General features: G+C 62.3%; 10 protein-coding genes and 1 tRNA gene. 5 read left to right on the forward strand and 6 right to left on the reverse strand.

The genetic code is table 11. The annotated features are described in order from the left end of the window. Positions 1 to 103: 103 nt before the first annotated feature. A tRNA-Leu gene (locus B3397_RS17810) sits at positions 104 to 189 on the reverse strand. A 266-nt stretch (positions 190 to 455) separates the two neighbouring features. Between B3397_RS17810 and B3397_RS17815 the strand changes: the two genes are divergently transcribed. The 3 genes from B3397_RS17815 to B3397_RS17825 all read left to right on the forward strand — a co-directional run bounded on the left by B3397_RS17815 (position 456) and on the right by B3397_RS17825 (position 5648). Next, on the forward strand, positions 456 to 2726 hold the full coding sequence (locus B3397_RS17815) for an ATP-binding protein (RefSeq protein ID WP_296252639.1): 2271 nt from the start codon (positions 456 to 458) through the stop codon (positions 2724 to 2726). Between the two features lie 3 nt (positions 2727 to 2729). Further along, entirely contained in the window at positions 2730 to 3191 is a 462-nt protein-coding gene (locus B3397_RS17820; RefSeq protein WP_296252641.1) for a response regulator, read from the forward strand. A 63-nt stretch (positions 3192 to 3254) separates the two neighbouring features. Beyond that, a complete protein-coding gene (locus B3397_RS17825) occupies positions 3255 to 5648 on the forward strand; it encodes a response regulator (RefSeq protein WP_296252642.1) in 2394 nt (797 codons plus the stop codon). A gap of 33 nt (positions 5649 to 5681) precedes the next feature. On the opposite strand, the gene csrA (B3397_RS17830) is transcribed toward B3397_RS17825, so the two are convergent. Beyond that, the gene (csrA, locus tag B3397_RS17830; protein WP_296252645.1) at positions 5682 to 5876 is read right to left on the reverse strand and encodes a carbon storage regulator CsrA; all 195 of its coding nucleotides are present in this window, start codon (positions 5874 to 5876) and stop codon (positions 5682 to 5684) included. A gap of 194 nt (positions 5877 to 6070) precedes the next feature. Here csrA (B3397_RS17830) and B3397_RS17835 point away from each other — a divergent pair, with 194 nt between their 5' ends. Continuing rightward, positions 6071 to 6421, forward strand: coding sequence for a hypothetical protein (locus B3397_RS17835; RefSeq protein ID WP_296252648.1), 351 nt, complete (start codon positions 6071 to 6073; stop codon positions 6419 to 6421). Between the two features lie 71 nt (positions 6422 to 6492). Here the strand turns inward: B3397_RS17835 and csrA (B3397_RS17840) are convergent, their stop codons facing one another. The 3 genes from csrA (B3397_RS17840) to B3397_RS17850 all read right to left on the reverse strand — a co-directional run bounded on the left by csrA (B3397_RS17840) (position 6493) and on the right by B3397_RS17850 (position 9617). Next, positions 6493 to 6690: a carbon storage regulator CsrA gene (gene csrA / locus B3397_RS17840; protein ID WP_296252652.1), complete on the reverse strand. Its 198-nt coding sequence runs from the start codon at positions 6688 to 6690 to the stop codon at positions 6493 to 6495. A 316-nt stretch (positions 6691 to 7006) separates the two neighbouring features. Beyond that, positions 7007 to 8824 (reverse strand): glycoside hydrolase family 15 protein, encoded by a 1818-nt coding sequence (locus tag B3397_RS17845; protein WP_296252655.1) that lies wholly within the window; start codon positions 8822 to 8824, stop codon positions 7007 to 7009. Beyond that, positions 8817 to 9617, reverse strand: coding sequence for a glucose 1-dehydrogenase (locus B3397_RS17850; RefSeq protein WP_296252658.1), 801 nt, complete (start codon positions 9615 to 9617; stop codon positions 8817 to 8819). The genes B3397_RS17845 and B3397_RS17850 overlap by 8 nt, the downstream gene beginning before the upstream one ends. 144 nt (positions 9618 to 9761) lie before the next feature. Here B3397_RS17850 and B3397_RS17855 point away from each other — a divergent pair, with 144 nt between their 5' ends. Beyond that, complete coding sequence (locus B3397_RS17855; protein ID WP_296252660.1) at positions 9762 to 9911, forward strand: hypothetical protein; 150 nt, start codon at positions 9762 to 9764, stop codon at positions 9909 to 9911. Positions 9912 to 10048: 137 nt separating this feature from the next. On the opposite strand, the gene B3397_RS17860 is transcribed toward B3397_RS17855, so the two are convergent. Next, entirely contained in the window at positions 10049 to 12547 is a 2499-nt protein-coding gene (locus B3397_RS17860; RefSeq protein ID WP_296252663.1) for an excinuclease ABC subunit UvrA, read from the reverse strand. Between the last annotated feature and the right edge of the window lie 18 nt (positions 12548 to 12565).

Raw genomic sequence — 12565 nt, forward strand, 5'->3', positions numbered from 1 at the left:
TTCGCGGCTGGACGCCGCTCCTACAGGGGGGGCGGGGTCATTCTTGGGGCGGTTTAGGGCCGCGAAGAGACCCCATCAGTTCAGGCCGATAGCCTGGGAATTATGGTGCGAGGTGCGGGAATCGAACCCGCACAACCAAAGGTCGTCAGATTTTAAGTCTGATGCGTCTACCAATTTCGCCAACCTCGCTTGTGCGCGCATCATACTGATATGTCTGAAAATTGTCATGCGCTAATGCGCCGCTCCAAGCCCAGCTGGCAAGCGGCTGCCCGCTGCCGGCCCGGCGCTGGGTTGGCGACCGATTTGCCGTTAGTGACGGCAGTGTCTGACGCGGGCGGCACATATTTGCTACTGTGTGGTCCCAATTGCTATCCCGCATCCGTGCCAGGGTTGGATGACCGGAAACCGGCCCGAGTGTGCCCACCAGAGCCCTCAGCCGCACCAGGAGATCTTCTGTGACACCAAGCGAGACCGCAGCCGTTCTTGCCGCTGCCACCGAGCAGTGCGCCCGCGAGCCTATCCGCATTCCCGGCAGCATCCAGCCTCAAGGCTTCCTGATGGTATTCGATGCCCAGGGCGAGGCCGTGTTGCAGGTCAGTCAGAACGTGCGCCAGTGGCTGGGGCTGGAGCCGCACGCACTGCTGGGCACTGCCGTGCGCGACCTGTTCGAGCAGGGGCAGGCATTGACCGCGCGGCTGGGCCAGTGGGCCGGCGAGGAACAGCAACCGTTCCACTTCGCCGACGTGCGTTTCGCCATCGGTAGCCGTACCGCCCGCGCCACAGCGATGATGGTGCACCGTATCGATGGCGTGATCATCGCCGAGTTCGAACCGAGTTCCGAAGAGGGGCATGCCTACGGCAACCTCTACCCCCTGGTAAGAACCTTTCTGGTGCAGTTGCAGGACGCCCAGGACATCGACGAGTTGTGTCGGCGTTCGGTAGCGGAGGTCAAACGCATCACCGGTTTTGGCAGGGTCAAGTCCTATCGCTTCGACGACGAAGGCAATGGCGTGGTCAACGCCGAGGTGCTGGACGACGGCTACCCCAGTTATCTGGGTCTGTGCTTCCCGGCTTCGGACATTCCCCAGCAGGCGCGTGAGCTCTATTGCAGCAACCGCATTCGGGTCATCGAAGACGCCAACTACGCGGCGTCGCCTCTGGTACCCCAGCACAACCCTGCCACGGGCACTGACCTGGACTTGAGCTACGCCGCGCTGCGCAGCGTTTCGCCCGTCCACCTGCAGTACATGCGCAATATGCGCACCCTCGCCTCGATGTCCATTTCCATCGTGGTCGATGGGCGTCTGTGGGGTCTTATTTCCTGCCATCACCACGAGCCCCATGCCGTCGGCTTCCAGACCCGCACAGCGTGTGAGTTGCTTGGCAGCGTGCTGTCCCTGCAAATCGAAACCAAGGAAGTGCACGCCGCCAACCAGCGCATGCTCGAGCTGCGCCGCAGCATCGTCCAGTTGCTGTCGGCCATGGCCGATCACGACAGCGTTCGTGACGGGCTGCTGGCCGTACCCGACGCTTTCGTGGGCTTTGCTCGTGCCAGCGGCGCGGCGATCCTCGCCGAGGCCCGCTGCGAACTGCTGGGCGATACGCCGCCGCAGGCCATGGTCGATGCGTTGGCCCACTGGCTGGCCCAGCGCGGCAGTGAGGAAATATTCCATAGCGACAACGTCAGTCGCGATATCCCGGCGCTTCCCGAACTGGCCCGGTACTGCGGCGGTGTGCTGGCCGTGGCGATTTCCGAAATCCACTCCCATTATCTGATCTGGTTCCGACCCGAGCAGGCGCGGACGGTCAACTGGGCAGGCCGCCCGGACAAGACCCTGGCGGATTCCGGTGCGCTGCACCCGCGCCACAGTTTCGAAGTGTGGCAGCAGAACGTCAGTGGTTTCTCCGTTCCGTGGGACAGCCTGGAAGTCGAAGGCGTCCATGAGTTGCGCACCGCCGTGTTGGGTATCGTGTTGCGCAAGGCCGAAGAACTCGCGCAGTTGGCCGGCGAACTGAAAAAATCCAACAAGGAGCTCGAGGCGTTCTCCTACAGCGTGTCCCACGACCTGCGTGCGCCGCTGCGGCACATTGCTGGCTACGCCGAGCTGCTACAGGATTTCGAAGGCGACAAGCTGTCCGAGCGCGGCATGCGTTTCCTCGAGCACATTGGTGAATCGGCGCGCTTTGCCGGCACCCTGGTGGACAATCTGCTGAGCTTCTCGCAGATGGGCCGTTCGGCACTGCGCTTCACCGATGTCGACCTCAATGCGCTGGTGGACTCGATCCGTACCGAGATGGCGCCCGACTTCGAAGGGCGCTCGCTGGAGTGGCGAGTCGAGCCGTTGCCGCGCGTGGTCGGCGACGCCGCGTTCATTCATCTGGCGCTGCGCAACCTGTTGTCCAACGCCATCAAATACAGTCGCACCCGCGACCACAGCGTCATCGACGTGGGTGCCTATGAAGAGGGCACCGAGGTGGTCGTGTTCGTCCGCGACAACGGTGTGGGTTTCGATATGGAATACGCCGGCAAGCTGTTCGGGGTGTTCCAGCGCCTGCACCGCATGGAGGAATTCGAAGGAACGGGCATTGGCTTGGCCAGTGTTCGTCGTATAATCGAGCGTCACGACGGTCGGGTGTGGGCAGAAGGGGCGCTGAATGAAGGCGCGACCTTCTTCATGGCGCTACCCAAGCGCGAACACCCCGCCAGCAATCATCTACCGAGGTAAGCGATGCTCAAACCCATTCTTCTGGTCGAGGACAATCCCAAAGACCTGGAGCTGACCCTGGTTGCCCTCGAGCGCAGCCAGTTGGCCAACGAAGTGATCGTCATGCGTGACGGCGCTGAAGCACTTGACTACCTGTTACGCCGCGGTGCTCACGCCGATCGCGCCGAAGGCAACCCCGCCGTACTGCTGCTCGATCTGAAACTGCCCAAGGTCGATGGCCTCGAAGTGCTCAAGATGGTGCGTGAAACCGCTGACCTGCGCAGTATTCCTACGGTGATGCTGACCTCTTCCAAGGAAGAGCCTGATCTGGAACGTGCCTACTCGTTGGGAGTGAACGCTTACGTGGTCAAGCCGGTCGAATTCAAGGAATTTGTTTCGGCCATCTCCGACCTCGGGGTTTTCTGGGCGGTGCTCAACGAGCCACCCCCCGGCTCCCTGCGCATCGTTCGCCGCCCAGGCTCCTGAGTCAGGCTCGGCGGCAGAGCTCCGTCGGGTCCGAAGCACTACAGTATTTGACATCGGACACCTATGCCGCCCAAGCCTTTGAAACTGCTGTTCGTGGAGGACAGCACCCGTGATGCCGAGTTGGCGCTCATGACCCTCGAGCGCGCTGGCCTCACCATCGACTCCACTTTGGTCTACAACCATCAAGGCGTTGAACAGGCGCTTGCCCGCGAACACTTCGACCTCATCCTGTGTGACTACATGTTGCCCGGCTCCTCGGGGCCGCAGGTATTGCAGGCCGCCCAGCGTATCGCGCCACTGACGCCGTTCATCTTCCTGTCCGGCGTGTTCGGAGAAGAGCATGCGGTCGAGATGATGCGCCAAGGCGCCATCGACTACGTGCTCAAGCAGAACCTGAGTCTGCTGCCCAGGGCAGTCAACCGGGCGATGGACGAGATCCTCGAACGCCGCCGCCGTCGGCATGCCGAGCAGTCCCTGCAACATGTTGAGGCACGCGCGCAGATAGCCATCAATGCCGCCCGCATGGGTGTTTGGGAATACACGCCGACGACCGGTGTGTTGCTGTGGGACGACCGCTGCCGCGCCCTGTATCAGCTTGAAGAGGACACGCCGGTCAGCCTGGAACTGATGGCCGAGCGCTGTCATCCAGACGACCTTCCCCTGGTGCGCCAACGCATGGACGCGGCCATGAGCGCCGACGATGGCCAGAGCTATCAGGTCGACTACCGCATCCAGCTCCCGGACGGCAGGCAACGCTGGATTGCCAGCCACGGCCAGGCCTTCTTCGAAGCGGGCGCCTGTGTGCGTTTCACCGGCGTGATGCAGGACATCACCGAACAGATGCAGTCCACCGAGGCGCTGCAGCAGCTGAATGAAATGCTCGGCGATCGCGTGGTCAAGCGTACCCGCGAACGCGACCGGACCTGGGAGTTGTCCCGCGAGCTTCTGGCGGTGATGCGTTTCGACATGTCACCGGTGTCCCTGAACCCCGCGTGGGAATCCACACTGGGCTGGACCCGCGAGCAGTTGGGCACCATGCAGCTCTGGGAATTGATTCACCCAGACGACACCGGCGCCACCCTGCGCGAGACCGAAAACATCGCCAGCGGCAACGTCTCCACGCGCTTCGTCAACCGCATGCGCCATGCCGACGGTGACTTCCGCTGGATGTCCTGGACCATCGTCCCCGATGAAGGCCTGATGTACGCCGCCGTGCGAGACATCACCGGTGAACGCCTGGTGCTCGACGAGCTGGCTGGCGCCAACCAGCAGTTGCGCGAACAGATCAGCGAGCGCGAGCGTATCGAGGCCACCCTGCAGCAACTGCAACGCCTCGAAGCCGTGGGCCAGCTCACTGCCGGCGTTGCCCACGACTTCAACAACCTGCTCACGGTTATCCTGGCCAGTACCATGTTTCTGGCCCGGGATCTGGAAAAGGGCAAGACCGAGAAACTGCAAAGTCGCCTGCAGAACATCAAGGAGGCCGGCGAGCGAGGGGCCAAGTTGACGGGGCAGCTGTTGGCGTTCTCTCGTCGCCAGCGTCTGGAACCCGTCGCGGTCAACCTCAACGATACGGTCGAGGGCATGATCGAGCTGTTGCAGCGTACCCTGGGCGGGAGCATCTGGATCGAGACCGACACCGCCGACGACCTGTGGAGCGCACTGGTCGACCCCACCCAGACGGAAATGATCATCCTCAACCTGGCGATCAACTCTCGGGATGCCATGCCCAATGGCGGCACGTTGCGCCTGTCTACCGGTAACGAGACCGTGAGCATGGCCGCCCAGCGACCTGAGGACCCGGAACCGGGCGATTATGTAGTGCTGTCCATTCAGGACTCGGGCAGCGGCATGACTCAACAGGTACTCGCCAAGGCCTTCGAACCGTTTTTCACCACCAAGGAAGTCGGCAAGGGGTCCGGTCTGGGGCTGGCGCAAGTGTTTGGCTTTGCCAAGCAATCGGGGGGCGGCGTTGCCATCATGACTTCGCCGGGCTACGGCACCACGGTCAAGGTCTATCTACCCGGGGTAAGGCGTAACCTGGAGTCCGATGCGGTGGCGTCGCCGGACGCCATCGACGATGCGGCGGGCGGGCAGAAGCGAACCATCCTGTTGGTGGACGACGATGACAGCGTGCGAGACGTGACGTCAGCCATGCTCGACGGCATGGGTTACCAGGTCGTGGAAGCCAACAGTGCCGACATGGCGCTCAACAAGCTGGACCCGGCCATCGACCTCGTACTTACGGACTTCGCCATGCCGGGCACCAATGGCGCCGAGCTGGCCCACATGATCCGTCGACGTCATCCCACCCTGCCCATCGTATTCATCACCGGATATGCCGAACTCGATGGGCTGGACGGCGAGTGCTATCCGATCGTGCAGAAGCCATTCCGTGAGCAGGATCTGGCCAGCAAACTGCTGGGCGCCTTCAACGCCCGCACGTGCGCGCTTTGACCGCTCGGTCGCGCTGGTAGCGACTGGCGGTGCTCAGCGCTGCGCCGCCTTGGGTACCAGCGGCACGCCGGCTTTGATTCGCTCGTAGATCTCCTCGCGATGCACCGCAACATGCTTGGGCGCTTCGATGCCCAGGCGCACCTGGGCGCCCTTGACGTCGATGATAGTGATACGGATGTCTTCGTCGATGACGATGGTTTCGTTGGCGTTGCGGGTCAATATCAGCATGTCGAGATCCTTGCCCAGCGGGCGTCGTTCAGAACATCTCTGATTAGTGACGTATAGGTCGCGGCTTTAATTCCTTTTTTCGTTTGCCGCGACGGCGCAGCGCGCCACCTGCCGTTGGCTACAATGAACCTCAGGGCTCGCAGCGGGTCGGTTAAAGAAGGGAGAGCCCCCAATTACCCATGAGAGGTAGGCAAATGACTGATGTAACGCTCGAAACGAGTGAGCTGTTCAAAGAGTGGGATAATAAGCTGACGCACGAGGACTACGCGCACGAGCACTATGTCGACACGGACAACCATTGGCCGCAGAAGCTGAACAACGGCTGCTACATCTGGGTGCGGGCACGTCAACTCAACGAAAAGGTCGTCGAGGTTTTCTTCGGTGCCTATCGGGCAGACGGAAAAGTGATCAAGGAAAAGATCAAGCAACGCGAGAACGTCTCGTGCAAAGACGCCATTGCCTTCGGCAAGGATGAAGCAACGCGCTATGCGGGCGGGGGAGGCGGGGCGCCGGCCGACAATCATCATCAGGCCACGCCGATCTGATATCGGCTTGCAATCAACCTTTCGCCGCGTGGCTATCCGGTCATCGACCAGCAGCAACGCGGCGTGCGGTGTTACTCGTGGCTGTCTCCTTTTTCAGGCGCTGGGCTGCCGGCCTGAATACGTTTGAAAATCTCTTCGCGATGCACTTGCACATCTTTAGGCGCGTCGATGCCGATGCGCACTTGCATCCCCTTCACGCCAAGGATAGTGATCTTGATGTCGTCGTGAATGACGATGCTTTCGCCTACCTTGCGGGTGAGTATCAGCATGAACGGCTCCTTGATTCCTTTGCTTTGAATTGATCCGGTACTAGGCGTAGTCCGCCACGCCCATGATTGGGACGCGCGATGACAGTTTTAATTCCCTGGAAGCGCTGAACTACGGTGTACAGACACCGCGCGACGCCTCCAGGTTGGAACTGACGTCAGTATGGCTTGCTTCATGAAAACCGCCTAGCAGAATGGCATTACGTTTGGTTTATGGGGGTGATAGAGCGGGTATTGGTGTATGGGTTGGATAGGGTGGTGAATGGTCTCCTCACCCCAGCCCTCTCCCTAGGGGAGAGGGGGCTAAAAGCGCACCGTGTCACGGCTGCCACAACGTCCGCTCTCCACTCAACTTGCGATCCAGAAACGTCGCTGCACTGATCAGCGCCAAATGGCTCAATGCCTGCGGTGTATTGCCCAGGTGGTGCCCATGGCGATCGAACTCCTCGGCAAACAACCCCAGGGGGTTCGCATAGCGCAGCAGCTGTTGGAACTCCAGGTGCGCCTCTTCCACCCGACCTGCACGGGCCAGGCATTCCACGTACCAGAATGAACAGGCCGTGAAGGCGCCTTCATCCCCGGGCAAGCCGTCGTCCTGGCGGTAGCGGTAGACCATGCCATCGCGGACCAGACTCTGTTCGATGGCTTCCAGGGTGCTCAACCAACGCGGGTCGCTGGCCCCGACGAAACGTACCAAAGGCATCAACAGCATCGATCCATCCAGATCGTCGCTGCCCAACCGCTGAATGAAGTGACCCTTGTCGGCATTCCAGAAGTTGGTCCAGATATCATCGTGGATGGCCTGGCGCTCTTTGTCCCAGCGGTCGAACGGAGCCGGCAGCGAACGCTTGAAGGCCAGCCGCAGCGCGCGATCCAGCGCGACCCAACACATCAATCTGGAGTGCAGATAATGCTGAGGCGGGCTGCGCATTTCCCAAATCCCGACATCCTTCTCCCGCCAGCTGTTGCACACCTTGTCGACGATCTGAGTGACGTGCTTCCAGCCTTCGTGGGAGATAGCTTCTCCGTACTTGTTGGCCAGGTACACCGCATCGAGCAACTCGCCGTAGATATCCAGCTGGATCTGGTCATGGGCGCCGTTGCCCACCATCACCGGTTGCGCACCGCCATGGCCGCTGAGGTGGGAGAGGGTTTCTTCCGGCAGCTCTTCGCGGCCGTCAAGGCTGTAGACCACCCGCAATTTGGTCGGCTCGTCGGAGCAGTCGCCCACGCGGGCGCGTACCCAACGCATGTAGTCGTTGGCTTCTTCGGTAAAGCCCAGGCGCATGAACGCATAGACGGTGAACGAGGCATCGCGGATCCAGGTGTAGCGGTAGTCCCAATTACGCTCTCCGCCAGGCGCCTCGGGCAGACCGAAGGTGGCCGCAGCGATGATTCCGCCGTGCTGGCGAGAGGTCAGCAGCTTGAGCGCGAGTGCCGAGCGGTCAACCATCTCCCGCCAGCGACCACGGTAGGTCGAGTGCTTGATCCAGTGCCGCCAATAGCGCAGGGTTTCCTCCAGGCAGCTTTGCGCCGTGCCCGCTTCCACCAGCGGGTCGTCGTCACCGCCCAGAATGAACTCGGCGCTTTCGCCCTCCTGCAAATCGAACTCGGCCATCGCGCTGTGCTGCTCGACGTGCAGAGTCCGCGTGGCGCTCAGGCGCACCGTGGGTTGGCCTGGGGCCTCGAAGCGCACGTCGTCGCCGGCCATGCCCGCCACGGTATCGGCGCGGCTGTAGTCGTGGCGCACGCGACAGCGCAGGCGAATGGTGGCGCTGCCGTTGCGAACTTCCACGCGCCGCACCAGCCGTGGCAGCGCGTCGCGCTCGGCGGGGATAGGCATGAAATCGGTAATTTCCACCACCGCGTCTTTGTCGACCCAGCGGGTCTGCAACACGTTGCTGTCCGGCAGGTAGATCTGTTGGCGGCGTGCGTTGGGCAGGTCCGGCGCCAGTTCGAACACCCCGGCGCGGTCGCAATCGAGCAGGGCGGTAAACAGGGTCGGGCTGTCGAAGTCCGGCCAGCACATGAAGTCGACGCTGCCATCATCGGCCACCAGGGCCGCGCTGCGCATGTCGCCAATGATACCGTGGGCTTCGATCGGGCTTTGCAGGGTACTGCAGACGTCTTCAGCCATTGTTTCGGAACCCCGCGTACAAGCTCATGCCGCCATCGATGAACAGCGTGGTGCCATGGATATAGTCGCTTACGTCCGAGGCCAGCCAGACCACGGCGTTGGCGACGTCGTCCACCTCACCGACGCGGCCGTAGGGGATCAACTCCAGCAGCTTCTTCTCGGCGTCGCCTTGAGTGACTTCCTCGTTGATCGCGGTACGGATGGCACCCGGTGCCACCGCGTTGACCCTGATCCGCTGGTTACCGACTTCCTGGGCAATGCTGCGCATCAGCAGATCGATACCACCCTTGGACGCGGCATAGTTGACGTGCCCGGCCCAGGGAATCAGCTGGTGAACCGAACTCATGTGGATGATCTTGCCGGCGGCCCGAGACAACCAGGTACGCGGGCCTTGTTTCTGGAATTGGCGCAGCGCCGCGCGGGCGCAGAGAAACTGGCCTGTCAGGTTGACGTCCAGCACCTTGTTCCAGTCGGCCAGGGTCATGTCCACGGTCGGGGCATCTTTCTGCAGCCCCGAGTTGGCCACCAGGATGTCCAGCGCGCCATAGGTATCGACCGTAGCGGCGAACAGGCGCTCGACGTGGTCTTCCTTCGATACGTCGGCACCCACGGCAATGGCCTTGCCACCGGCCTGGCGTATTTTCTCCACCAGTTTTTCGGCAGGCTCGGCGTGGCTGTTGTAGTTGACGACCACGGCTGCGCCGGCGGCGGCCAGCGCTTTGGCAACCCCCGCGCCCAGGCCTGAGCTGGCACCTGTGACCAAAGCGACCTGTTTATCCAATGAAATATGCATAGGGCTCGACGTCTCCAGTAATGGCACTTGTAGTGCTGACTGGTAATCGAGGGCCGGAGTTCAGCCGCGAAATATCTTGGCACCTTGTGTGTCGGCCGCTGCCTAATACTGAACAAGAAACCCATCCGTGCCTGGAGAATGACCGTGAACAAAGAATCGCAGCGCGAAGATTTGAACCATAAGCCCGAGAACGCAGGGAAAGTGGGAGCGGAGCACAAGAAGGCCAATCAGGAGGGAGAGAAGGCTCGCTCACCCTCGAATGAGCAGAGCGAGGACAAAAGCAAGCCCGTTTGAATCAGGGCGTCGTTGCACGCCTTGCGTAGGGAGAACTCGCTCCTGCGGAACTGAACAGCAGTCCAGAGAGGACCCGCCCAGCGCAGGAGCGGGTCTGCGCGATAGCGTCAGCACTATCCAGCCCAGCTAAGCCCAACCTAGCCCAGCAAGGCGGCCTGCAAATAACTGGCGGTGCGACTTTCTTTACATTCAGCCACGGTTTCAGGCCGTCCGGTCGCTACAACCTTGCCGCCCAGATCGCCCGCTCCGGGTCCGATATCGATTACCCAGTCCGCCTGGGCCACCACCCGCATGTCATGCTCGACCACCACCACGCTATTGCCACTGTCGACCAATTGGTTGAGCTGGGTCATCAGCCGGTCCACGTCACTGGGGTGCAATCCGGTGGTCGGTTCGTCCAGCACGTACAAGGTAGCGCCGCGCTGGCTGCGTTGCAGCTCCGTTGCCAACTTGATGCGCTGCGCTTCGCCTCCGGACAGCTCGGTCGCCGGTTGGCCCAAGCGCAAATAACCCAGCCCGATGTCACGCAGCACGGTCAAGGAGCGCAGGATTGCGGGCTGCTGGGCGAACACCTCGCAGGCTTCGTCCACGGTCAACTCCAGCACCTGGGCGATCGTGCGACCCTGCCACAGTACCTCCAGGGTCTTGGGGTTATAACGCGCACCATGGCAGGTGGGGCAGGGGGTGAACACACTTGGCATGAACAGCAGCTCGACGCTGACGAAGCCTTCACCCTCGCAGTGCGGACAGCGCCCCTTGGCGACGTTGAACGAGAACTGGCCGGCGTCGAAGCCCCGTTTGCGCGCCGACGGCTCCGCCGCGAACAGCTTGCGCACGTGGTCGAACAGCCCGGTGTAGGTGGCCAGATTCGAACGCGGTGTACGGCCGATAGGCTTCTGGTCCACCTGCACCAGGCGCTTGACGGCCTGCATGCCGGTCACGATATGCCCCGCTTCGGTCTGCGGTGCCTCGTCTTCGAGAGCTGCGGCTTCTTGCTCTACGGTCTGGCCCAGATGCTCGCCCACCAACTCCAACAGCACCTGACTGACCAGGCTGGACTTGCCCGAACCGGAGATGCCCGTGACCGCGGTAAAACAATGCAGCGGGAATGCTGCGTTCACCGCCTGCAAGTTGTTGCGCGTGACATTGGCCAGTTCCAGCCAGGTCTCTGTCGCGCGACGCGGACGTGGCAGCGCCGGGGCACCGCCAAACAAGTGCAGCCGTGTCTGCGAGGCTTCCACGTCGGCCAAGCCCTGGGGCGGCCCGCTGTACAGCACTGTGCCGCCGTGCACGCCGGCACGCGGCCCGACATCCACCAGCCAGTCGGCCCTGGCCATGGTGTCCAGGTCATGCTCGACGACGAACAGCGAGTTGCCTGCCGCCTTGAGTCCCTTCAGGGCATCGTGCAGCGCTTCACCATCGGCCGGGTGCAGGCCCGCAGTGGGCTCGTCCAGCACGTAGACCACGCCGAACAACTGTGAACCCAACTGGGTGGCCAGGCGCAGCCGTTGCAGTTCTCCGGATGAGAGGGTCGGCGTGCTGCGCTCCAGCGACAGGTAGCCCAGGCCCAGATCGATCAGGGTGGTCAAGCGTCCCAGCAGGTTCTGAGCGAGTTGCTGGGCCGCCAGGCGCTTCTCTTCGCTGAGCTTGCGCCCGCTGCGCTCGCCATTGGCCACCGGCAGCAGGCGTTCGGCCAGGCGGTTGAGGGGCAACCGGGAGAACTCGCCGATATCCAGGCCGGCAAAGGTAACGCTCAACGCTTCACGCTTGAGCCGTTTGCCCTCGCACAGCTGGCAGGCTGTGCCCACCATGTACTGGCTGACACGCTTCTTCATCAATGCGCTTTGCGAATGGGTGAAGGTGTGCAGCACGTAGCGCCGGGCACCGGTGAAGGTCCCTTGATAGCTGGGTTCCAGCTTGCGCTTGAGCGCCTCGCGCGTTTGCGTCGGCGTCAGGCCGGCGTACACGGGCACGGTTGGGGTTTCTTCGGTGAACAGGATCCAGTCGCGCTGCTTCCTGGGCAGGTCGCGCCACGGGATGTCCACGTCATAGCCCAGGGTGACCAGGATGTCGCGCTGGTTTTGCCCTTGCCAGGCCAGCGGCCAGGAGGCCACCGCTCGCTGGCGGATGGTCAAGCTGTCGTCGGGCACCATGCTCTGCTCGGTGACCTCGTAAACCCGACCCAGCCCGTGGCAGTGAGGGCACGCGCCTTGGGGTGTGTTGGGCGAGAAATCCTCGGCGTACAGCATCGGCTGACCCTTGGGATAGGCCCCGGCGCGGGAGTAGAGCATGCGCACCAGGCTGCCAAGGGTGGTGACGCTGCCCACCGAGGAGCGAGTGCTGGGTGTGCCGCGTTGCTGTTGCAGGGCAACGGCCGGGGGCAAACCATCGATGCTGTCGACATCGGGGACGCCGACCTGGTCAATGAGGCGTCGCGCGTACGGCGCTACCGATTCGAAATAGCGCCGCTGGGCTTCGGCATACAGCGTGCCGAAAGCCAGGGATGATTTGCCGGAACCGGAAACGCCGGTGAATACCACCAGGGCATCGCGAGGAATGTCGACATCGACGTTCTGCAGATTGTGTTCGCGCGCACCGCGCACCTGTACGTAGCCGCTGGGGGCGTTGGATTTCATGAAAAACCTTTGTTGCAA

The sequence above is a fragment of the Pseudomonas sp. UBA4194 genome, assembly GCF_002379585.1.
In the GTDB taxonomy this organism is placed as follows: Bacteria; Pseudomonadota; Gammaproteobacteria; order Pseudomonadales; family Pseudomonadaceae; genus Aquipseudomonas.

What these genes read in the sequence shown, in the direction of transcription:
- B3397_RS17820 (WP_296252641.1), top strand. Translation starts at nt 2,730, where the DNA reads ATGCTCAAACCCATTCTTCTGGTCGAGGACAATCCCAAAGACCTGGAG.
- B3397_RS17825 (WP_296252642.1), top strand. Translation starts at nt 3,255, where the DNA reads ATGCCGCCCAAGCCTTTGAAACTGCTGTTCGTGGAGGACAGCACCCGT.
- csrA (WP_296252645.1), bottom strand. Translation starts at nt 5,876, where the DNA reads ATGCTGATATTGACCCGCAACGCCAACGAAACCATCGTCATCGACGAA.
- B3397_RS17835 (WP_296252648.1), top strand. Translation starts at nt 6,071, where the DNA reads ATGACTGATGTAACGCTCGAAACGAGTGAGCTGTTCAAAGAGTGGGAT.
- csrA (WP_296252652.1), bottom strand. Translation starts at nt 6,690, where the DNA reads ATGCTGATACTCACCCGCAAGGTAGGCGAAAGCATCGTCATTCACGAC.
- B3397_RS17845 (WP_296252655.1), bottom strand. Translation starts at nt 8,824, where the DNA reads ATGGCTGAAGACGTCTGCAGTACCCTGCAAAGCCCGATCGAAGCCCAC.
- B3397_RS17850 (WP_296252658.1), bottom strand. Translation starts at nt 9,617, where the DNA reads ATGCATATTTCATTGGATAAACAGGTCGCTTTGGTCACAGGTGCCAGC.
- B3397_RS17860 (WP_296252663.1), bottom strand. Translation starts at nt 12,547, where the DNA reads ATGAAATCCAACGCCCCCAGCGGCTACGTACAGGTGCGCGGTGCGCGC.